This is a genomic window from Halomonas sp. GFAJ-1 (assembly GCA_002966495.1).
In the GTDB taxonomy this organism is placed as follows: domain Bacteria; phylum Pseudomonadota; class Gammaproteobacteria; order Pseudomonadales; family Halomonadaceae; genus Vreelandella.
Map to the genome: position 1 here is coordinate 2,602,943 of CP016490.1, position 19,943 is coordinate 2,622,885.

General features: G+C 47.9%; 19 protein-coding genes and 1 pseudogene. 15 read left to right on the plus strand and 5 right to left on the minus strand.

Annotation, left to right across the window (positions count from 1 at the left end; genetic code table 11):
- Positions 1 to 5: 5 nt before the first annotated feature.
- The 11 genes and pseudogenes from BB497_11655 to BB497_11705 all read left to right on the plus strand — a co-directional run bounded on the left by BB497_11655 (position 6) and on the right by BB497_11705 (position 12,462).
- A complete protein-coding gene (locus BB497_11655; protein ID AVI63304.1) occupies positions 6 to 785 on the plus strand; it encodes a hypothetical protein in 780 nt (259 codons plus the stop codon).
- A 72-nt stretch (positions 786 to 857) separates the two neighbouring features.
- Entirely contained in the window at positions 858 to 1,940 is a 1,083-nt protein-coding gene (locus BB497_11660) for a hypothetical protein (protein ID AVI63305.1), read from the plus strand.
- A 338-nt stretch (positions 1,941 to 2,278) separates the two neighbouring features.
- Entirely contained in the window at positions 2,279 to 2,800 is a 522-nt protein-coding gene (locus BB497_11665) for a hypothetical protein (GenBank protein ID AVI63306.1), read from the plus strand.
- A gap of 28 nt (positions 2,801 to 2,828) precedes the next feature.
- On the plus strand, positions 2,829 to 4,052 hold the full coding sequence (locus BB497_11670; protein ID AVI63307.1) for a hypothetical protein: 1,224 nt from the start codon (positions 2,829 to 2,831) through the stop codon (positions 4,050 to 4,052).
- 221 nt (positions 4,053 to 4,273) lie between these two features.
- Complete coding sequence (locus BB497_11675; GenBank protein AVI63308.1) at positions 4,274 to 5,512, plus strand: hypothetical protein; 1,239 nt, start codon at positions 4,274 to 4,276, stop codon at positions 5,510 to 5,512.
- A 4-nt stretch (positions 5,513 to 5,516) separates the two neighbouring features.
- Positions 5,517 to 7,577, plus strand: coding sequence for a hypothetical protein (locus BB497_11680; GenBank protein AVI63309.1), 2,061 nt, complete (start codon positions 5,517 to 5,519; stop codon positions 7,575 to 7,577).
- Between the two features lie 10 nt (positions 7,578 to 7,587).
- Positions 7,588 to 8,637 (plus strand): type I-F CRISPR-associated protein Csy3, encoded by a 1,050-nt coding sequence (locus BB497_11685; protein ID AVI63310.1) that lies wholly within the window; start codon positions 7,588 to 7,590, stop codon positions 8,635 to 8,637.
- A complete protein-coding gene (locus BB497_11690) occupies positions 8,634 to 9,242 on the plus strand; it encodes a type I-F CRISPR-associated endoribonuclease Cas6/Csy4 (protein AVI63311.1) in 609 nt (202 codons plus the stop codon). Before BB497_11685 ends, BB497_11690 begins: the two co-directional genes overlap by 4 nt.
- A 538-nt stretch (positions 9,243 to 9,780) precedes the next feature.
- Entirely contained in the window at positions 9,781 to 10,320 is a 540-nt protein-coding gene (locus tag BB497_11695; GenBank protein ID AVI63312.1) for a hypothetical protein, read from the plus strand.
- A 598-nt stretch (positions 10,321 to 10,918) separates the two neighbouring features.
- Positions 10,919 to 11,538: pseudogene (locus BB497_11700) on the plus strand (hypothetical protein).
- A gap of 426 nt (positions 11,539 to 11,964) precedes the next feature.
- On the plus strand, positions 11,965 to 12,462 hold the full coding sequence (locus tag BB497_11705) for a diguanylate phosphodiesterase (protein AVI63313.1): 498 nt from the start codon (positions 11,965 to 11,967) through the stop codon (positions 12,460 to 12,462).
- Between the two features lie 115 nt (positions 12,463 to 12,577).
- Here the strand turns inward: BB497_11705 and BB497_11710 are convergent, their stop codons facing one another.
- Positions 12,578 to 13,048, minus strand: a complete 471-nt coding sequence (locus BB497_11710; protein AVI63314.1) for a transcriptional regulator MntR — start codon at positions 13,046 to 13,048, stop codon at positions 12,578 to 12,580.
- A gap of 152 nt (positions 13,049 to 13,200) precedes the next feature.
- Here BB497_11710 and BB497_11715 point away from each other — a divergent pair, with 152 nt between their 5' ends.
- The 3 genes from BB497_11715 to BB497_11725 are packed head-to-tail and all read left to right on the plus strand — an operon-like array spanning position 13,201 to position 15,888.
- Complete coding sequence (locus BB497_11715) at positions 13,201 to 14,115, plus strand: ABC transporter substrate-binding protein (protein AVI63315.1); 915 nt, start codon at positions 13,201 to 13,203, stop codon at positions 14,113 to 14,115.
- The gene (locus BB497_11720; protein AVI63316.1) at positions 14,116 to 14,946 is read left to right on the plus strand and encodes an ABC transporter; all 831 of its coding nucleotides are present in this window, start codon (positions 14,116 to 14,118) and stop codon (positions 14,944 to 14,946) included.
- A gap of 3 nt (positions 14,947 to 14,949) precedes the next feature.
- Complete coding sequence (locus tag BB497_11725) at positions 14,950 to 15,888, plus strand: hypothetical protein (GenBank protein AVI63317.1); 939 nt, start codon at positions 14,950 to 14,952, stop codon at positions 15,886 to 15,888.
- Between the two features lie 30 nt (positions 15,889 to 15,918).
- On the opposite strand, the gene BB497_11730 is transcribed toward BB497_11725, so the two are convergent.
- The 4 genes from BB497_11730 to BB497_11745 are packed head-to-tail and all read right to left on the minus strand — an operon-like array spanning position 15,919 to position 18,296.
- Entirely contained in the window at positions 15,919 to 16,338 is a 420-nt protein-coding gene (locus BB497_11730; GenBank protein AVI64347.1) for a CBS domain-containing protein, read from the minus strand.
- Between the two features lie 44 nt (positions 16,339 to 16,382).
- Positions 16,383 to 16,733, minus strand: coding sequence for a transcriptional regulator (locus BB497_11735; GenBank protein AVI63318.1), 351 nt, complete (start codon positions 16,731 to 16,733; stop codon positions 16,383 to 16,385).
- Positions 16,723 to 17,535, minus strand: a complete 813-nt coding sequence (locus BB497_11740) for a hypothetical protein (protein AVI63319.1) — start codon at positions 17,533 to 17,535, stop codon at positions 16,723 to 16,725. The genes BB497_11735 and BB497_11740 overlap by 11 nt, the downstream gene beginning before the upstream one ends.
- On the minus strand, positions 17,532 to 18,296 hold the full coding sequence (locus BB497_11745) for a hypothetical protein (GenBank protein ID AVI63320.1): 765 nt from the start codon (positions 18,294 to 18,296) through the stop codon (positions 17,532 to 17,534). The genes BB497_11740 and BB497_11745 overlap by 4 nt, the downstream gene beginning before the upstream one ends.
- Positions 18,297 to 18,516: 220 nt before the next feature.
- Between BB497_11745 and BB497_11750 the strand changes: the two genes are divergently transcribed.
- Positions 18,517 to 19,938: an enoyl-CoA hydratase gene (locus tag BB497_11750; protein AVI63321.1), complete on the plus strand. Its 1,422-nt coding sequence runs from the start codon at positions 18,517 to 18,519 to the stop codon at positions 19,936 to 19,938.
- Positions 19,939 to 19,943: the final 5 nt, after the last annotated feature.

Sequence of the window (19,943 nt, forward strand, 5' to 3'; positions counted from 1 at the left end):
CAACGATGAGTGAAATTCCTGGATTTAGGGACGTGGGGCCACATGAGCCATTGTCCGTCGAGGCCACTTGGGACGAGTTCGTATCGATCTCAGGCGGGAAACGAATCTCGGATGATCTCCCGAAATCTCCCGATTTTGATAACGCCGATTATCTGTTCGAGCAAGATGCTGTAGTACTTGAGTTGAAGGAAATCGAGACCGAGTTCCTACGTTCTAAATCTGCCAAGCGCGGGTTCGAGGATCTCTTAACGCGGCTTACTGCAGAAGATCCTTCATGGCGGCCGCTTTTGTTAGGAGGTGATGGACAATATCCAGCGTGGTTTCATCAAGGGTTCGTTCGCCTTGCAAGGCCCGCCATTCTACGGGTACTCAAAAAGGCCAATAGGCAAATTCGGGAAACGAAAGAGAAGTTTCGGATCAACAGTCCCAACGGAGTGCTCATATTCGTCAATGATGGGTTCACTGGTTTGGCGCCAGGCCTCGTTCACGCTCTCGCCTGTGACGCATTGGTGCACTCCTATTCCTCAATTGATTGTTTCCTTTATGTCACCGTCAATCGCTATGTTGAGGTCACGCAGTCGAATGAGCCAAAGATAATTTGGAATCCGTCCTACAGTGATCGGGCGCCTAATGAACTCGTAACCTTTATCGACACCCTTGGGCGGCGCTGGTTCGATTTCTTAGAGAACAAAATCGGGCCGTACACGTCCCGCTATGAAGGCGGCGATCGGTCGATACTTCATGGCTCCAAGGCTATCGTCATCCCGGGTGAGGAAGACAGGTGAGCGGTCCTGCGCCGCCGAACAACAAACTGTACCTGACGTCTCCGCCTCCGCTGTGCTATGGCGGAGCCGCAGGTGAGCTTGAGCGTTAAATTCTATAAACCCACAGATCAGAAAGAGTTGGATATCCGTATGAGCAAGGAGATACTGGAGGAGCAGCGAAGATTTTTCGAGTTTGTTAAGAGCTATGAACATATCAATGAAGAGGGCCGTCTTGACTTAGAAGCTTTCTGTGTAAACCTCTCAACGTGTTTCAATTGCGATGGGGTTCTCGATCAATCGCCTCAGCCCAGAGAAATCTTTGATTTGCTCATTGACATACTGGAAACCAAAGCTACCGGGAAGGAGATGTCCTTATGGTTGCAGAGGCAAAACCTGATCGATTGGTCCCCCGAAGTTGCTCAGGTATATCCGGATGGCTATAGAACCTATATTCATGTAGCTGGCTTAATTCACGCAGCATACACGTGGATATATCACATTGGGCACTCCTTGATGGGGATCTCTGAGCCCGAATCGCCAAAAAAATATTTTGAATGGATCCCACGTGAATGGGTTTTCGTTCATGCGTTTATAAATGGATTTCACATCAAGTTTTCTGAGTTTCAAAAAGAAATCGATAGGAGCTCAGTCGGTGAAAGAGGGTATTCATTATTCGAGTCACTACACAAGTCGATATCTAACGACCTTTCCTTTGAAGAAGCGTCTCAGGAGATAAAGGAAAGAGACGTAGCGCATCGCGAAACGATAAAAAGAATCGAGATAGCTATTGATTCAGGCTTTAATCTTGAGGCGATTACCTTGCAAGAGTGCTTGATTAGTAATTGCCTTTTCAATTACTTGGAAAGTCTTGGTATTAAGGCTAAAGGTTTTTCATTTCAAAAGCTCTTAAAAAAGAGTAAGGACTGCTTCAACGATAGTTCGGACCTGTTTAATGAGGTTGATTCTTGGAGAATTAAAAGGAATAACGCAATACATGGGTTCGTTGAGTCAACCTTAGGGTCATTTTCTGAATCTCAAGAAAAATTTGACCTCTTTGCCAGAGGGACCGCCTTGGAAGGTGATGCTCTCTCCAAAAGAGTTTGTGAGTGGTATCTTGAAGAGTCTGTAAACTTCATACCAGCCGAGTTTCCTAAAAGTGGAAGAAATCTCAATTAAGGTGATATTTAACAAGTTACGGAAGGCGGACGCGTAAGATGTGCCCCTTCGTTTTGGCGTTATATCAGGCAAAGCTGAAAGGCCGCTCCTGGCCGATAGTTGACGTTGAAAAGCTGTTTGTTGGTGCCAAAATCTAAAATTTGCTTGTTTTGAAAGAAGTAAGCACGTGTAGCGACCTATGAGCAGGTTAGAGAGAGTTTCGGCACACAGTTTGTATATTTCCTAGTAGTGTTCAAAAGCTGTAGGAACGAACAAGGAACGCTAGCGAGCTAAGCGGTAGATCAGAGAAATGTTTTCGCTGAGATGTGTAGTGAATTGTCCATGAGTAACGTCCATCAATGAGAGCGCCGTTATCGCTACCCCAGCTATGGGAAAGCACCAAATACGTATCTTGGCCACAAAGCCACAGTAACCCCATTGTGCGTGTGCCGCGCCCATCGGGGAAACCCGAAACCAAGTCGATTTCCCGCTTAGCCAATGAGTACGACACCTTTGAGCGGTGCATTGCTTATCGAGACCAGCGGGGCAGAGAGGTTTGGGGCGCACGTCGTTGGAAAGAGCTGTTGTTAGTAGATGCACGCTCCGTCGCGCGTCATCGTGAAGAGCCGGCAGGCCCGATCACGGGCGTTTACCACTACGAACGCCCCACTGGAACAACACTCTGGGTTGCCGCCTGGTATGAGCTGATGCCCGACGGCTCACGCAAAAAACGCAGTGCGCAGTTCAGTTACGGTACGTCACGCACTCGCTATGCGACCTCAGAAGAGGCGATGCAGGCGGCGATTAAACGGCGGCAAGAGGAAGAAGCACGCTGGTACTGTGTAGTGGGTCAACGTGATCAACGGCGCGTGAATCAATGATGTAAAATCCCATCTTCAAGGAGTTCCAATGGCTTTTCGCTTCCAGCGCCGCATTTCCCTTGCGCCCGGCGTGCGATTGAATATCAGCAAGCGTGGCGTGGGGCTCTCTGTCGGCCCACGCGGTGCGAGTGTGAGCATGGGGCCACGAGGTGCGCATGCACATGCCGGACTTCCTGGGACAGGGCTGGCCTATCGAACGAAGATTTCCCGTTCTTCCCAGGCCTCACGACAAAGGCAGTTGGGAACATCCTCGACCCATGCAACGCTGGAAGAGCGCATCAGGCAAGGCGAGTCGCTGGGGCTACGGCTATCGGTTAATCAAGACGGCAACGTCCGCTACCTATTTGAAGATGGCTCCCCCCTCAACGACAAGGACGTGCGCTGGCTACGTCGCCATGCAAACGACGATATCCGTGCACAGCTCAAAACACTCTGCGATGAATTAAACGCGGATATTATTCGCCTAGGCCGGCTGCACCTCGATACACTTTCCCCTCAATCCCGTGGCTACGCACCACGCCATTTTGCTGAGCGTCCACCTAAACCGCCTAAGTCTGTGTCTCTTCCATGGTGGAAAGCGCTGTGGCCATCGGTACGCCGTCAACATGAGGCCGATAACGCACGTCATCAGGCCCAGTTTAATGATGACTACCGTGCCTGGGAGCATCGCAAAGCCGATTTTGAGGCTGCTGAGTTTGCTCGGCAGCAGCGCGAAGAGCAGGGCGTGTTCAGACAACGTGATGATATGACACTCACGCTTCAGGAACGCCTGGAGGAGATCGACTGGCCCCGGGAGACGGTGATTGACTTTGATCTAGGCAGCGACGACACCACGATAGCACTGGATATTGACCTGCCATCTGACGATGAGATGCCGGATCGAGAATGGACGATGCCTGCTAAGGCACTCAAGCTTACCCCAAAATCGCTCAGTGCCACACGACAACGGACGCTATACCGCGACCATGTGGATGGCATTACCTTTCGTGTTCTGGGGGCCGTATTTGTGCGGTTGCCGCACGTTCAAGAAGCGCGAGTGTCTGGGTATCGACAGGTCGTTGATCCCGCCACCGGCGGTACGCGGGATCAGTACCTTTACAGCATCAAGGTCACCCGAGAACAGTGGAACCGTATTCACTTCGATCAGTTGGAACAGGTCGACCCGGTGGCGGCAGTAGAAGCGTTTACGCTGCGTCGTGACATGACCAAAACAGGCATTTTTCGAGATATTGAGCCGTTTAAGCTCATCTAATTTCTAGCTTAGGCATAAGCCCAAGGCTTTTGTGTTGTTTGACCAGGTGTGCTCATTCGATGGTAGTGACAACGGTTAGGCGTGAGCGGCGCTGACATTACAGCCTTTGATCATTGAGAAGGCGCGATGAGCTTTATAGGCCAATATTTTTTAGAAAAATTTATGCTTTATGGTGGATAGCTGCTATACGTTTGATAAGGATATCTTAGCAGGTGGTTGCCATGAAATTGCTTGTCCGCCCAAGACCGTTCATTAACGAGTCACTTGAGAGCTACATGCTCCGTCTATCGCAAGAAAATTTCTTCGAATACTATCAGCAGCTTAGTCGAGCGATAAAAGACTGGCTGCAACTGCATGATCATGAAGCGGCAGGGGCGTTCCCAGAAGAGTTGAGCCGTTTGAATGTTTATCACGCGGCTCAGAGTAGTAGTCGACGCATCAGGGCGCTCAAGCTAGTGGAGTCGCTAACAGATAATGAAAAACTTCCGCTACTGCACTTGGCAGTCATGCATTCCAGCGAGAAATTTTGTTCACGCTACAGTAGCGTGTTTTATGCAGGTAGCCATGTACCCCGAGCGTTAGTTCGCCAAAAGGGGATACCTGTCTGCCCTGATTGCCTCACTGAAGCCAACTACATTCGGCAAGAATGGCACTGGATGCCCTACGAAGCTTGTATTAATCATGGCAAACAGATGTTACATGAGTGTCCAAAATGCGAAGAGAAATTAAATTACACCCATTCTGAATGTTTGCATACTTGCCGCTGCGGATTTGATCTTCGAAATGCTGACACGGAGCCAGCAGACGAATGGCAGCTTATCGCTAGCCGCCTCGTAGTAGGTGAGCCTTCGCCTTCAAACCACCCTCTACTCGACATCCGTTCAGTCAGTTTGCGCCTAGCATGTCTGTTGTGGTACCAGCTGTATGCATATAAAACGTTAGATGCTAGTAATCAGGTTCCCACTCTTACGATTGAGCGGGCTATCGAGTATTTCACGCATTGGCCTGAAGTGTTTACACAGGAACTAGAGCAGCAAGCGGCGCTTTCAGGCGAGAAATTAGTATGTGATTATAATAAAACCTCATTTCGTGATGTTTTTGGCAACATTGTCGGCATTTCGCGTCTGCTGTTGAAGGCTTATCCAGAAAGCGATTTCGTCTTGACGCCATTGGAGAATTTTTTAGCACGATTGGTTGATCAGAATCCGCAATCACGTGTGCCAAACGTCGCAGATCTGCTCATCAGTATGCCGGAAGCCGCGATTTTGCTTGGCACGTCGTATGAGCAAGCATACCGTCTATATGAAGAAGGGTATCTCAAATGCGCGGTCAAATTTAAATCACATGAAAAGCTAGTGAACGGTATAGGAGTATTTTACTTAAGAGAAATCATGGAGTTGCGTCAGTCACGAATACCGGTTGAGGCAAGCAGCTATAATAATTATTTACCAGCGTGGTAACGTCATGTCGTTAAGTACGTTGTTGGAATTGGATGAGCCAAACCGCTCAGAAGCAATTCGTAAAGCTTTCGCTCCCTACACGCAGCCGCTAGAGGTTTCTGAAGATGTTAACGCTGCTATTCTGGTGTTGCTTAACTTATCGCATAAGCGTCAAGACGCTCCCGATTTGTTGAATAAAAAAAGAGCAATTGAAACACTCAAAGATTGGCAGTATATCGAAAGTTGTGCTCAAGAAGTACAGTGGCTGCACTCACATAATCTAAAGCATCCTGATACACGTGTCGCACATCAGAGATTGTTAGTAAAAGCTGAGAAGCCCTCGGACAGTATTGTTTCTTCATATAATAGCGTGAGTCGTTTGGGCTGGTCACACAACTCAGCAGCTGTGAATAAAGCAAAGCTTTTTGGAGCTAATTTTATATTTAAGGGTGTAGTTTACTGTTTGGCCGCTATTTTTTTAGATAATAACAAGCAATGGCGGAAAGAATTCATGAATCTTGGTATGTCTGATGGTCAATGGACTTACCTTCAGTCGCTTTTTGATAATTATTTCACTAAAAATTTATCACCCTCTTATGTGGAAAGGCATTCGGTGCAAGTTACCTTTCTTTATCAAGGAAAGGATGTCAGTATTACACCTGTCACATCACATTCATTACTGGCCGACATTCAAATTGCTCGGCGTAATAAATGTGGAGATTTTGCAACAATAAAACATTGGCACTCTTCAAGTGTTGGAGATTTAGCATCCTCGCTTGGAGGTAATATCTCTGCTCTTAGTTATCCCCCTCGACTATTAGCCTGTAGCCAAAATAAAGAAAATGAAAATTCTTCTGGAGTCTTTTTTGTAGACTTCCATCACAGTTCTTTAAGAAGCAAATCGTTTATCCTGGCATGTACTGAAATTGTTGAAAGTAAAAGCTTGTTGACCGGAAAGAAGAGGCGAGATCATAGGCGTTCTGCTATTAAGTTGCTGAGGCAGTCTTTATCTGAATGGCTATCCCCAGTTAGCTATTGGCGAAATGTAGGAGGAGAAGCGCTTTCAGAACGGCAGAACAATTCAGCATGCCTTTTGATTTCTGCTCCTGACGAGGATTTACTTGAAATCCTACCTGAGATTAATAAAGAATTACACAGTATTTTGGTGAGGTATCCCCAAACGCAAAGCTTTGCTTATCATCCAGAGCTATTAATTCCTTTCAAGGCTCAGCTTAAGTCCTTATTGATTGGGATGAAAATAAAAGAAGACGAAGCTATGGCTGAAGAGCCATATTATTACCTTCACTTAAAAAACCTACATGTATTCGATGCACAGGCGTTATCTTGTCCCTATCTAGTGGGTTTGCCTTCACTGCTGGCAGTATGGGGAACCGTCTATAACTACCAGCTACGTTTACGAAGCATCCTTAAACGGAACATTGCCTTTGAAGGAGTTGCTTGGTTTTTGCGGCAGTATGAGTCCTCCTCGGGTGCCAAGATACCTGCCCCGTATCTGGCACCAACGAAGCCAGGTGAGGCTCCCAAGCGGCCAGGTCTTATTGATATGCGCTTTTGCGATTTACGCATGGATTTAGTTATTCGCTATCGACTAGAGGATGGGCACGATACCCCGCTTGGAAATGACGAATTGCCTATGCTGCAGTCTGCACTCCCCGGGAGGTTCGCTGGGGGGACTATGCAGCCTCCGCCACTTTATGAAGCCTTACAGTGGTGCCAACTACATGGAGATGCGAACAGTTTATTGGCAGCCATATCGCTTCTGCCGGACGAGGGTCGTTGGGTTGTCGACTCAGAAAAACAGGTGCAAAGCATCGACAGCTTGGTGGCATGGTTGTCCAAGCATCCCCATCATTTACCTGCTATGAGTGGCTATCAGTTGTTTGAAGAACCTTGCTATCGGTCTGGTTCACACAGGGAGCTCCATGCTTATGCTGAGCCTTTGGTAGGTCTAACAGAGACGTTGTCACCGGCAAGCGTCAGGCTCAATGGTAAAGCTGACTTTCTTAAAAACGCTTTTTGGAGGTTGAAAAGCCAGAACCTTACTATGCTGATGAAAAAAGCATAGGCAGGTCGGCATGATGAACTCTTTCAGGCATCTTAGCTATGAGCGCTCTCTCAATCCGGGTAAGGCGGTTTTTTATTACCGGACAGATTCGAGCGAATTTGAGCCGTTGCAAGCGGAAGTGACGCGGTTTCGTGGCCCCAAGGCAACGTTTAGCGATGGCTATATGGCATCCGGGACTGCGCGTGCTAAAGAAACGAGCGATTTGGGCTTTTCTAATCCTATAATGCTCGAAACGTGTTATGTACCACCGCTAGTCGATACGTTGTATTGTCGTTTTTCTTTACGCATCATTGCAAACAGCTTAGAGCCAAATATCTGTGATAATGCAGAAGCGACAAAAGCATTAAAAGAATTCTCTGATACTTATAGAAACTTGGGCGGATACCAAGAGCTAGCAACTCGATATGCTAAAAATATTCTTTCAGCTGAATGGCTTTGGAAAAATAAAGTTGCAAGAGGGATAGCTGTGGAGGTTTCTACGTCTAATTTAAAAAACTATTGTATTAAAGATGCACAGTATAAAGAGTGGGGATCCTCTTGGGAAGGAGATGAGCTTAAATCATTAGAAGGGCTTGCAGTTGAGTTTGAAGAGGCACTTTCTTGCCCACAAAAATTTCTTTTTGCTGATGTAGCTGCCAAAATAAAAACAGAATTTTGCCAAGAAATTTTCCCCAGTCAATTATTTGTTGAGAAAGATGATAGAGGCAACGGAAGTGCGTCTAGGCAGTTTATGAAAAGCACGATGAACGATGGTCGTCAAGCAGTTAGCTTTGGTGCTTATAAAGTCGGAGCAGCAATTCAAAAAATTGATGACTGGTGGCTAGATGAAGGGGCTGAATACCCTTTGAGAGTGAGTGAATACGGTGCAGATCGTAGTCGGGTTTTAGCTATGCGTGAACCAGTTACGAAGAAAGATTTTTACTCGCTGTTAAACGAAATTACAAATATCACGGAGGAAATGATTAAAACCAGGCAGGCCAGCCCTAATGCACACTACGTGATGTCAGTGCTAGTGAAGGGGGGGATGTTCCAAAAAGGAATAAAGAAGGGTGAAAAATGAGATACTTTTTTTGCATAAAATATCTAATGCCTTCAGGCAATCACGCATTTTTAGCAGGGAGGTGTATTGCTTGCTTACATGGGTTTATAAGCGGCCCTAAAATAACGAATTCCGGCATTGGTGTTTCGTTTCCATCATGGGCTACGGGCACAGTTGGTGATTCAATCGCTTTCGTGAGTAAAGATATTAATGCTTTGTCTTATTTATCATCAGCGCGCTGTTTTAAGAATATGGCGGACGAAGGGTTTATTGACGTTAGTGATATTAAAATGGTTCCAGAGAAATTAGAAGAAGTTAGGTTTATTAGAAATCAGCATATTGCTAAATCTTTTCCGGGAGAAATTAAGAGACGGCTCATCCGCAGCAAAAACCGGGCTGAAAAACGTGGCGAGACGTTCATGCCTAGCAGTGCCGTATCAGATCGCTTCGTTGATCAATGCCACGTAATTCCAATTGATAGCCGATCGTCAGGCCAGCGCTTCCCACTGTATGTGCAGCTTGAAGCACTTGGCGAAGAAAGCAAGTATAATAACTACAATAGTTACGGGCTTGCTACACAGTATACATACTCGGGTTCGGTGCCAAACCTTAAGCAGATTACCTAAATATTTTCAGAATATATATTATTATACTTATCAATTACTTGCCTGAATTACGCTAAAAAGTGTGTTTTTATCATTTTGTACTTATCTCGTTGATGTCTATATTTAAACTGCTAGCTAGGTCTAGTGAACCGCCGAATAGGCAGCTGAAAAAAGCACGTAGAGGAAGCAAGGGCAGAGGTGCCCGTGAACCGCCGAATAGGCAGCTGAAAAATGATTGAACGGTGCGCATATGCATCTGAGTGCGTGAACCGCCGAATAGGCAGCTGATATTAGGACTGGAAGCCAGCAACGGTAATGATACACACCGCCGCAAGGCAGCAATGGTTCTAAACCCTCCAAGATTTCTTGGAGGGTTTTTTTTATAGGGTCGGATAGTACCCAGTGCACATGAGGACGAGCGTATTGCCTGACATGCCATTGATTTAATGAACTCTTATAAATCAAGCGCTGCATTTCGTTAGCAGTCAAATATTGGTCAGTCGTTGCGGGCGCACTTTCGTACACCTAAACTACAAATATATAGTTTAGGTGTATACTTATGAATCAGATGACAGCTCGGCAGCGACTGGATGATTGGGATAAAATCGGGAGAAATATATTTACACTGAGTGACTTAGCAAAGATCTTTCATGAAGATAAACCAAAAACCCTTCAGGAAGGAATCAACCGATTGCGTAAGCACGGGATACTCGAAGGCGTTACCCGAGGTATCTATTGCTATGCTCATTCGCGCACTCCCGACACCTATCGGCTGGAGAAAATCGCTCGTGCTATGCGCCGTGGCGAGTACAGCTACGTGTCACTGGAGTCCGCCCTTTCAGAGTATGGGGCCATCTCACAAATCCCGGTCGATCGTCTAACAATTATGACAACGGGACGCAAAGGAACGCACCGCACCCCTTATGGAACTATTGAGTTCACTCATACGAGTAGACGCATCATTGAGCTGCTGCCGCGCATGCTTGATATTGGGCGGCCGCTCAAGATGGCGACCCTTGATGCTGCCTGGGCAGATCTCAAACGTGTGGGGCGAAATACGTATTTAGTAGATGTAGAGGTGATTCATGGTCAGGGGTGAGCCTGAGGATTTTGCCAAGCTAGTTGATAATGAGCATGAACCTTACATTTGAATCGGTACGAGGCCAAACCGAGCCATTTGCAGCGTCGGTTGGCGAAAAAGCAGAAAGGCTTACCTTATCGGGAAAAGGGGGCCTATGTTTATTGCGTAAACATTGACCCCCAAAAACACATCCCTATGCCAAATTTGAAGAGAATATGAACATGGCGTGGGGCCTGATCAGCCATATAACCAGTGACCCTTTTGAGACATTCAAAGCCTGAATTCAACGAAAGGCATTGGGTATCCCATCTTAGCGGAATGCTCAGCAGTTTTGATCCTGTGCTGCGGCCAAGAGCTGTTTATCATGATGTTTTTTTATAACGTCATTTTGCTACCGAAGCAAACGATCGTTTTACTTTATGTCATTTAAAAGTGGAAAACTTATGTCATTTTGCGGTGGAATTCTTGGTGTAAGTGACTGTTTTTTCGTATTGGTTATGTCAAGTTGAAGTGGAAACGACAATTTCTTGTCGTTTTCAATACTAGTTGGCATAATTCTCAAATAACTGGCATGAGCTACCTTTTATATAATTAAACTACATAAAAGGGTGGAGCCATGTACCGCCGCAAGCTCCGTCACTCCCGCGTCAAAAATCTCTATGAGTTCGCTAGTGCCAAGAACGGCAATGTCCTAACCGTCGAATCGACTTTGGAATTCGATGCCTGCTTTCACTTTGAATATTCGAATGATATTCAGTCTTTTGAAGCCCAGCCTATAGGGTTTCACTACAACTACGAAGCCAAAACCCTCCCCTATACCCCAGATTTTCGTTTAATTAATGTGTCAGGCGTTGCTACTTTCGTCGAAATCAAGCCTGCTAGCTTTTTTTAAAACCTGAAATTATGCAACGTTTTGCCGCTAAAAGAGATGCTGCTAAAAGTCAAGGTTTCAACTTGATACTAGTGTCTGACCGCCAAATACATGTAAACCCACTTTTGTATAACCTAAAGTTACTGCATAGATATTCAGGCTTATCGCTAATCAATGATTTCCATCACTCTATTTTGAAGATAATAGAGAAATTTCGAAAAGTAAAAGTGGGTTATTTGTTAGAAAGAATATCAGCTGAAGAGGGCTCGATAATGCGTGCGATTATAAGCCTCCTTCAGTTACGCTTGGTTAAAGCAAATTTTACCATTGAAAAAATTGGCAGAAATACAACTATATGGTGCTGATGACTTCGTAAAGTGTCATGGTTGCAGTCACCTCGCCAAGATGAGCTCATTGTTCGCATAGAAACTAGCCGTCTATTGAGTGAAATAGATATTCGACTAATCGAGCTTTTTTGTTGAATATTGCGGTAGGCTTCGATAATGCTCAGTTGTTTGAGAAAACAGAGTTCCTTGCTTACCATGATCCTTTAACATGTTTACCTAATCGGCGATCTCTGCTTGAAACAATGGAGCGTTTGATTAAACGTGACACGGCTTTTTCAGTCTTAATAATAGATATTGATAATTTTCAGTCTATCAACGATGGCTTAGGTTATCGGATAGGTGATGCGTTACTTAAAAAGGTAGCCGCCTTGTTTCGACATCACTTTGACTCAGCGGTGCTACTGTCGAGAGCAGCAAAAATGGCTGAAGGCGACGGGCAATGCGTTGACCGTTGCTGTGAATGTGTCGGTTCGCCAGCTTTCTGGGTCGCACTTTCTTACCACGGTAGATAATGTGCTGCGAACAACAGGTATCAGTCCCCAGCATTTAGAGTTAGAAATCACAGAAAGCATGATGATAGAAGATGCCCAGCATATCCATCAGCTGATTGCACAGATCCGCACCCGAGGTATTAAAGTAGCGTTGGATGACTTTGGGACAGGCTACTCATCATTAAGCTCTTTGCAGCAGCTACCCATAGATAAATTGAAAATTGATCGCTCGTTTGTCTTCGGTGTGGATAGTAAAGAAGAAGATCGCTTGCTCGTCGAAATGATTATTAACCTAGGCAAACTGTTGGGCTATACCGTTATTGCGGAAGGTGTTGAAACAATTGAACAACAGCATGTTTTACAGTCTCTAGGGTGCGATATGGTGCAAGGCTATTACTACTCTCGGCCTTTAGGAGGCGATGCGTGGCAGGCGTATTTGCTTGCGCATTAGCACTATGGCCGTGTGAACCTGTTGTCGCAATGTGACAGTAGCTGCCACAGAGGCTTGCCACTTCGCGCTTGCGCGCTGCAACATCAGCAGAGGTGGCGCGGCGTTGGGCTAGCCGCTAGCGTTGCTTTTTTATGAGCGCTTGCATAATGGCAAGTGTTTCATCGCTGACATGGTGTTCCATGCCCTCTGCGTCAATGCGTGCCGTGCTGTCGGTGACGCCTAACGCGCGTAAAAAATGTAGCACAATATCATGCCGTGTCCGTGATGTTTTCGCCATCTGTTCGCCTGTTTCAGTAAGAAACAGAGAGCGATAGGGTTTGTTGGTCACTAGGCCCAGGTCATTCAAACGCCGAATCATCTTAGACACCGTGGCTTGGCTAACCGCCATGCGCGTAGCGATATCTGCTGCTCTTGCCTCTCCCCGATGCTTTATTAGGTCACCAATAAGTTCAACATAGTCCTCGATCAGTTCTGTCTCATGTGCATTGCGCACTGCTTCATATTGCCGGGCGTGCTGCTCCACTGGAGGGAGTGCATCGCCGCTAAGATCTGCGGAAGGGGGGTGTCGTTGTGTGTGATCACTCATTGAAAAATACTATTAAGGTTAATGGAAACGTTAATTGGTGATGGTAGCGTATTTTTGAGGATAATTGTTAGCCAAGGCTAAACTGTTTGCATAAAGCTTTTTTAATGCGCTACAGTAATTAACATCGAATACTATCACAATGGAGAAAGCCGATGAGCAAGTTACATGTAGGGGTGTTGCTTGGGGCATCATTAGCCTGGGGAACCGCGAATGCTGAGGTAGCTGATCTGTATGAGGCGCCCATCAATGTGGCTGTGACGTTCTCTGTACTAGGTGACCTCGTTAAGCAAGTGGCAGGGGATGACGCTCATGTCTCCGTGCTGACCCCGGTGAATGCTGAAGTTCATGAGTGGGAGTTAACGCCGGATAATTTTGCCGCGCTTGAAGAGGCGGACTTGGTTTTTTATAACGGTTATCAGCTTGAGCAGTGGATGCGACAAGTCGAAGCGACGGTTAGCGATAATGTGCCCATTATCGCCGTGGCAGAAGCTTCCGACTACCCAACGCAGTCAATCATCACTGGTGAAATGGAAGGTGACGTTGATCCCCATCTTTGGATGGATCCCCGTGCTGCTGCGGCTTATGTAAATGTTATCGCAAGCTCAATGGGAGAATTACTTCCCCACCAGGCTGAGGCCATTCTAGAGCGTGCACTCTCTTTAGAAGAGCAGCTACACGATTTGCATGTTGAGCTGCAAGAGACGCTTGAGGCTATTCCTGATGAGCATCGGCTGCTGCTGTCCAGCGAAGCGGCGTTTCTCTACTTTGCAGACGCCTACAACTTTGACCACGATGGCATTTGGGGCACTAACGCTGAAACCGAAGGGTCTCCCAGGCAGTTAATGCGCATAATTGATATTATAGAAGAGCGCCAGCCACCCGCTCTATTCTGGGAGAGCACCATTTCAGATCGTCACGTCACCAGCATTGCACGCGATACCGGGGTGCAAGTTGCTGGCCCCCTTTATGTCGACTCCCTGAGTGAGCCAACGGGTGAAGCTGCTGATTACTTCGCGATGCTACGCCATAATGCTGCGCTGCTACGCCACTATTTAGCTGCCGAGTAAATGTTTATGACGCCCCCGCTTGATCCTGCTGCAGCGGCGATTGATATTACGGCCCTGTATGCCGCCTACCATCGCCAGCCAGTGCTGGAAAACATTAACCTTTCGTTTCCAGCTGGGAAATGGACGGCGATTGTGGGGCCGAATGGGGCAGGAAAATCGACGCTGTTCCACGTGCTTACGGGCAGTATGAAACCGCTGCGTGGCCGCGTGGATGCATTTGGTGAGCCCATTGCCATTCAACGAAAGGCGGGGAATATCGCTTACATGGCCCAGCGAGAAGCGATTGAGTGGGATTTTCCTATTTCGGTATGGGAAACCGTGATGGGCGGCCGTTACGGGCATATGCGTCGCGATGCTCTTTGGCGGCGGCTGCTTCCTGCACGTTGGTATGCGCCTAGCCATCAGCAAGTAGTTCGCAAGGCATTAGAAGATGTTGATATGTTGGCATTGGCTGATCAGCCTATCGGAGCGCTTTCAGGTGGGCAAAAAAAGCGGGTGCTGTTAGCCCGCACCTTGGCTCAGCAGGCAAAAATCCTGCTACTAGATGAGCCGCTGGCAGGCGTAGATCCCCCTAGCGAGCAGCTTATTTTGAATGTTTTAAAGCGTGAGCGGGAAGCAGGCCGTACGGTTGTGATGGTGACCCATGATATGCCCGGTGCGCGCCGCTATGTCGATCATGTTGTGTTGATTAACCGGATTGTGCGCGGTGTGGGTTCACCCGAAGAGATGCTGAGTGATGCTAGATTAGCTGAGTTGGCGGTTAGTTCAATTGAGCAATCGAGTAACGATCAAGCGCTTCGTCCCACTGCTTGCTCAGCCGCGCAGGAATAAGGCATGATCGAGATATTACTAACCTTAGAGACCTTTAGCGATGCGTTGGTAAGTGGTCTAATTGCTGCACTGATGCTCTTGGTCAATCTACTTCCCGAGAGTATATCGAAAGCGTTTCAATACGCGTTCATGCAGCGGGCGCTGCTGACCTCTATTATGGTGGGTGCCATTTGCGGGATGCTCTCTTGCTATGTGGTGCTCAAACGCTGGTCGTTGCTAGGCGATGCAATTTCCCACGCCGTTTTACCTGGTGTTGCTATAGCGTACCTATTGGGGCTGCCTTTTTTTATTGGTGCCTTTGTCACAGGGGCTTTAACATCGCTAGGTATCGGTGCGATTGAGCGCCACACGCGAATAAAATCTGATGCGGCGATGGGCATTATGTTTACGGGTGCATTTGCCCTGGGCATTGTGCTGATTAGTAAGATCGCATCGAGCACCCACTTAATGCATATCCTGTTCGGGAATGTGCTCGGCGTGCAGCAGTCTGCGCTGTTATTAACACTAGCCGCCAGCGTAGTGGCGTTAATCGTTGTGTGGCTCGCCTTTAGGCCGTTAATGCTGTACGCATTTGACCCTACTCAAGCCCAGGCCCTTGGCTTTAATACCGGCATCATTCATTACGGTTTGATACTGTTGCTGACGTTGACCATTGTAGCGAGTCTGGAAACCGTTGGGATTATCCTTGTTGTTGCGATGCTGATTACGCCGGGTGCCACCGCCCATCTTCTAACAGACCGCTTTAAAACCATGCTGCTACTTTCGATGGGCGTAGGGGTGGGGTCGGCAGTGCTGGGCTTATACCTCTCGTTCGCGTTTGATGTAGCGTCTGGCGGCACTATCGTACTGGTGGCAACCAGCTGTTTCTTTATGGCGCTACTCTTTTCACCCAAGCACGGTGTGCTCATGCGGAAGTGGCGCCATCGCCAAGTGGATGTTTAGTACTTAGCCTGAGCTGCTTTACGCCTGGGCTTAAGGGTGAGTGGTTTGACTCGCTGATAACCAATCGAGTATCAGGTGGTGATAATCAACGATGCCAATGACGTGATGATTGGTATCTACCACTGGGGCTAGCGATAATCCAAACTGTTCAAATAAGCGCGCGCAGTAGCGTATGTTCATCTCTGGACGCACGCTAACCACAGGCTTTGTCATTATTTCATATAAATTGACACGCTCGGGTGGACGGCTTGGGGAAAGTACTTTTTTAGCGATGTCCGACGGTAAAACAATGCCGAGTTCGTCTTGTTCGTTGCGCCGATTGATAATAATCACCGAGGCTTGGCGCTGGCGTAGCAGTGCCAAACCCTCGGCAACGGTTACGAAGCCATCAACCGCAATAAATCGACTATGCATCGCATCGCGCGCAGTGCGCTCAGTTAGGGAGGGCATGGCTAGGGAAGACGTTTCAGTTGCCATTGTAAATTCCTTACGCGTTATAAAGGCTGAGTTAACGACTTTGACAGTGATTTGATTTGATGCTTAACGCCAACGGCATCTTCAACATCGATTTGAAACGCAATGCCGGTGCCCGGCGTTTCATCAAATTCGCCAACCCGTTGAATAGCTTCCAATATATGTCGACTGATATGCTCTTCGGCTAAAAAAAGCAGCACATCTCGCTGGGCAGTTATCTCCATACCAAAAATGCCCCGCGCTTTTTTCAGCCCTTCGCCTCGGGCATTGTTGATCACGGTAGCACCTGTAGCGCCAGCGTCACGGGCGGCCTGCAGAATATTGTCGCTTAATTCATCTTCAACCATCGCTACAATCAATTTAAAGCGCATTGCTGTCTCCTTTACTTTCTTGAGTGCTATTCCCTGGCGTATTTGCGGCAGGCCGTTTTCTGTTGTCTTGCCATTGGGCTATCTGGGCATAGCCCATTACCGTAATGATAGGGAATAAGCAGGCAAGAGCGATCATCCCAAAGCCGTCCATTAACGCGCTACGGCCCGGGATTGATGAGGCTAACCCCAGCCCAAGCGCCGCGATAATAGGCACAGTAATGGTCGATGTGGTAACACCGCCTGAGTCAAATGCAAGCGGTATAATAGAGCGTGGTGAGCGAAGTGTTTGCAGGATCACCAAGCAGTAAGCCACCAGCACGAACCATTGTAGCGGCCAGCCCATGACAATTCGCCAGGCACCCAAGGTAATACCAAACGCCATGCCTAGAGCCACAGCAATGCGTAACATTAATGGATTGATAGTTCCGCCTGATATTTCACCTGCTTTAATGGAAACAGCAATGAGCGATGGTTCTGCAATCGTTGTGCTGGCACCGATCGCAAACGCGAATAGATAGACCCAGTAGTAATCGCTCCAGTGGCGCTGGGCGCCCTCTGCAACAGCAGGTAGGAAGCTAGCCTCGGTTAACTGACTTGCCATTAACTCACCCATGGGGAAAAGCGCTTGTTCTAACCCCACCAAAAAAAGCGATAGCCCTACCCAGACCATTAGAAAGCCTGCTAGTACCTGGGGAAGGCGCTTAACGGGTTTACGAATAACAAGATACTGAAAGCCAAAGATAATGGCAGCTATCGGCAAAATATCGCGCAGTGTTTCCCAAAACGTAAGGAGTAAACTCATGAGGCGCCTTCCATAAAGCTCAAGCCAAAAATGCCAAATAGCAGTACAAAAATAATTGGCATCACCGAAGCAAAGGCGATAAGACCAAAGCCGTCAAGCATTGGGTTTCGCCCCTTAATTGAGGATGCCAAACCTACGCCTAGCGCGGTCACTAACGGTACGGTAATAGTAGACGTCGTAACGCCACCGGAGTCATAGGCGATACCTACTAGTTCGCTGGGTGCCACTAGCGTTAGCAGCATCACAATGACATAGCCCGCTATAATCATCAGGTGCAGTGGCCAGCCTTTAAAAATTCTTAACACCCCCACAACAACGGCTGTTCCCACGGAGGCCGCGACCACCATGCGAAGCGTAAAGGCAAAAGAGGTTTGCGCGCTGGGTGTATCAGCAATTAAGCCGCTTTGTGACACGACTTCCCCAGCCCGCGCGGCGACTGCAATAAGCGCAGGCTCTGCCACGGTTGAGCCAAAGCCCAAAGCAAAAGCAAACACCAATAGCCACGCTACGGAGCCTTTTTGCACAAATGCGCGTGCTAAATTTTCACCTAGTGGAAAGAGGCCAAGCTCAAGCCCTTTGATGAAAAGGGCTAGCCCTACGACAACAAAAACAAGCCCTAAAAAGAGATCAAGTAGCGCTAGCGTGTCGGGCAAGGGCTGCCGAATCACTATCAGCTGAAAAAAGCCCATGACTAATACGACAGGCGCCAGATCGCGTAGGCTATCTCTCAGTTGGTGTGAGAAAGAGAGTAAGAAATTCATCAGGGATCCATGAGGTTTTTGTCTTAAGTAGCGTTATTTAGGTAGTTTACTCAGAGCGTTATGTCGTTGTCTTGATCCTGCTCATGATTAAATCGTGTTGATTGGGTTATTGATAACTACAATCTAGTGGGGCAGCAATCGCACAGGGGGGTAACGCGCCGCTTGCCTGGCTCTTTTACGTGCGTCCTCGATACTACATTCCAATGCAGGGAGCCGGTTAATGTCCGCACATTCCAGCGATGTGATTGAAAATCGTACGTTTGACGAAATAAAAGTGGGTGACAGGGCGTTCTTGGAAAAGCGCTTGACCATGGATGATATCAAACTGTTTGCCATTATGTCGGGAGATATCAACCCGTCGCATGTGGACGATGACTACGCGAAAAGAAGCCGTTTTCAAGAAGTGGTCGCCCACGGGATGTGGGGCGGTGCGCTTATCTCCACCGTGCTGGGCACTGAGTTGCCTGGGCCAGGCACTATATATTTAGGCCAAACGCTGCGCTTTAGAGCGCCTGTTCGCTTGGGTGATGTGCTTCATGTGGCGGTTAGGGTAACAAACAAGCAGTCACGTAACCATCACGTAATATTTGCCTGTGAATGTCGAAATCAGCATGGCGACATTGTGATTGAGGGTGAAGCGGAGGTGCTTGCGCCTACTCAAAAAATCCGTCGCCCCCGGGCAGAGCTTCCGGCCATCCGACTTTCTGAACGTGGGCGGCTTCATGAAATACTTACCGCCGCCGATCACCCTGACCCATTGCGTATGGCCGTGGTTCATCCTGTGGATGAAAGCTCTATAAGAGGGGCGGTGGAGTCTGCCGCGCAGCGGTTAATCGTGCCTGTGCTGGTTGGCCCTAGAGCTAAAATTGAGGCAGCGGCAAACGCGGCCGAGGTTGATATTAGCGCGTTCGAGCTAATCGATACCCCTCATAGCCATGCCGCCGCAGCCAAAGCGGTGGCGTTGGCACAGGATGGCCAAGTAGATGCGCTAATGAAAGGGTCTCTGCCTACTAGCGAACTCCTTCACGAGGTAGTTAAGCGTGAAGGAGGACTGCGCACCGAGCGCTGCCTGAGCCATGTCATGGCATTTGATGTACCCACTTACCCGCGGCCCTTATTCATTACCGATGCTGCCATTACTATTTACCCTACCTTGGAACAAAAACGCGACATTATCCAAAATGCGGTAGAGCTCGCCCACACGCTGGGTAACGACAATCCCAAAGTGGCGATTCTTTCGGCGGTAGAAACCATTAACCCAAATATTATGTCGACACTCGATGCGGCGGCACTGTGCAAAATGGCGGATAGGGGCCAAATTACAGGCGCGACGCTGGATGGCCCCCTGGCGTTTGATAATGCCATATCGGAAGCGGCAGCCAAAACCAAAGGTATTCATTCTCCTGTGGCAGGGCGGGCAGATATTTTATTAGCGCCGGACTTAGAAGCCGCCAACATGCTAATGAAACAACTAAGCTATCTTGCTGATGCTACGGGGGCTGGGCTTGTGGTCGGCGCCAGGGTGCCGATTGTGTTGACGAGTCGTGCTGATGATGCGTTAACGCGTATGGCTTCCTGTGCATTAGCGCTACTGCTGGCCGACTATCAGCAACAGCAGAGTAACGTATCAAAGGGTGAGTAAGGTTT

Coding starts and splice junctions, on each gene's coding strand:
- BB497_11655 (AVI63304.1), top strand. CDS start 6: ATGAGTGAAATTCCTGGATTTAGGGACGTGGGGCCACATGAGCCATTG.
- BB497_11665 (AVI63306.1), top strand. CDS start 2,279: ATGAGAGCGCCGTTATCGCTACCCCAGCTATGGGAAAGCACCAAATAC.
- BB497_11670 (AVI63307.1), top strand. CDS start 2,829: ATGGCTTTTCGCTTCCAGCGCCGCATTTCCCTTGCGCCCGGCGTGCGA.
- BB497_11675 (AVI63308.1), top strand. CDS start 4,274: ATGAAATTGCTTGTCCGCCCAAGACCGTTCATTAACGAGTCACTTGAG.
- BB497_11680 (AVI63309.1), top strand. CDS start 5,517: ATGTCGTTAAGTACGTTGTTGGAATTGGATGAGCCAAACCGCTCAGAA.
- BB497_11685 (AVI63310.1), top strand. CDS start 7,588: ATGATGAACTCTTTCAGGCATCTTAGCTATGAGCGCTCTCTCAATCCG.
- BB497_11690 (AVI63311.1), top strand. CDS start 8,634: ATGAGATACTTTTTTTGCATAAAATATCTAATGCCTTCAGGCAATCAC.
- BB497_11695 (AVI63312.1), top strand. CDS start 9,781: ATGAATCAGATGACAGCTCGGCAGCGACTGGATGATTGGGATAAAATC.
- BB497_11710 (AVI63314.1), bottom strand. CDS start 13,048: ATGAGTGATCACACACAACGACACCCCCCTTCCGCAGATCTTAGCGGC.
- BB497_11715 (AVI63315.1), top strand. CDS start 13,201: ATGAGCAAGTTACATGTAGGGGTGTTGCTTGGGGCATCATTAGCCTGG.
- BB497_11720 (AVI63316.1), top strand. CDS start 14,116: ATGTTTATGACGCCCCCGCTTGATCCTGCTGCAGCGGCGATTGATATT.
- BB497_11725 (AVI63317.1), top strand. CDS start 14,950: ATGATCGAGATATTACTAACCTTAGAGACCTTTAGCGATGCGTTGGTA.
- BB497_11730 (AVI64347.1), bottom strand. CDS start 16,338: ATGCCCTCCCTAACTGAGCGCACTGCGCGCGATGCGATGCATAGTCGA.
- BB497_11735 (AVI63318.1), bottom strand. CDS start 16,733: ATGCGCTTTAAATTGATTGTAGCGATGGTTGAAGATGAATTAAGCGAC.
- BB497_11740 (AVI63319.1), bottom strand. CDS start 17,535: ATGAGTTTACTCCTTACGTTTTGGGAAACACTGCGCGATATTTTGCCG.
- BB497_11745 (AVI63320.1), bottom strand. CDS start 18,296: ATGAATTTCTTACTCTCTTTCTCACACCAACTGAGAGATAGCCTACGC.
- BB497_11750 (AVI63321.1), top strand. CDS start 18,517: ATGTCCGCACATTCCAGCGATGTGATTGAAAATCGTACGTTTGACGAA.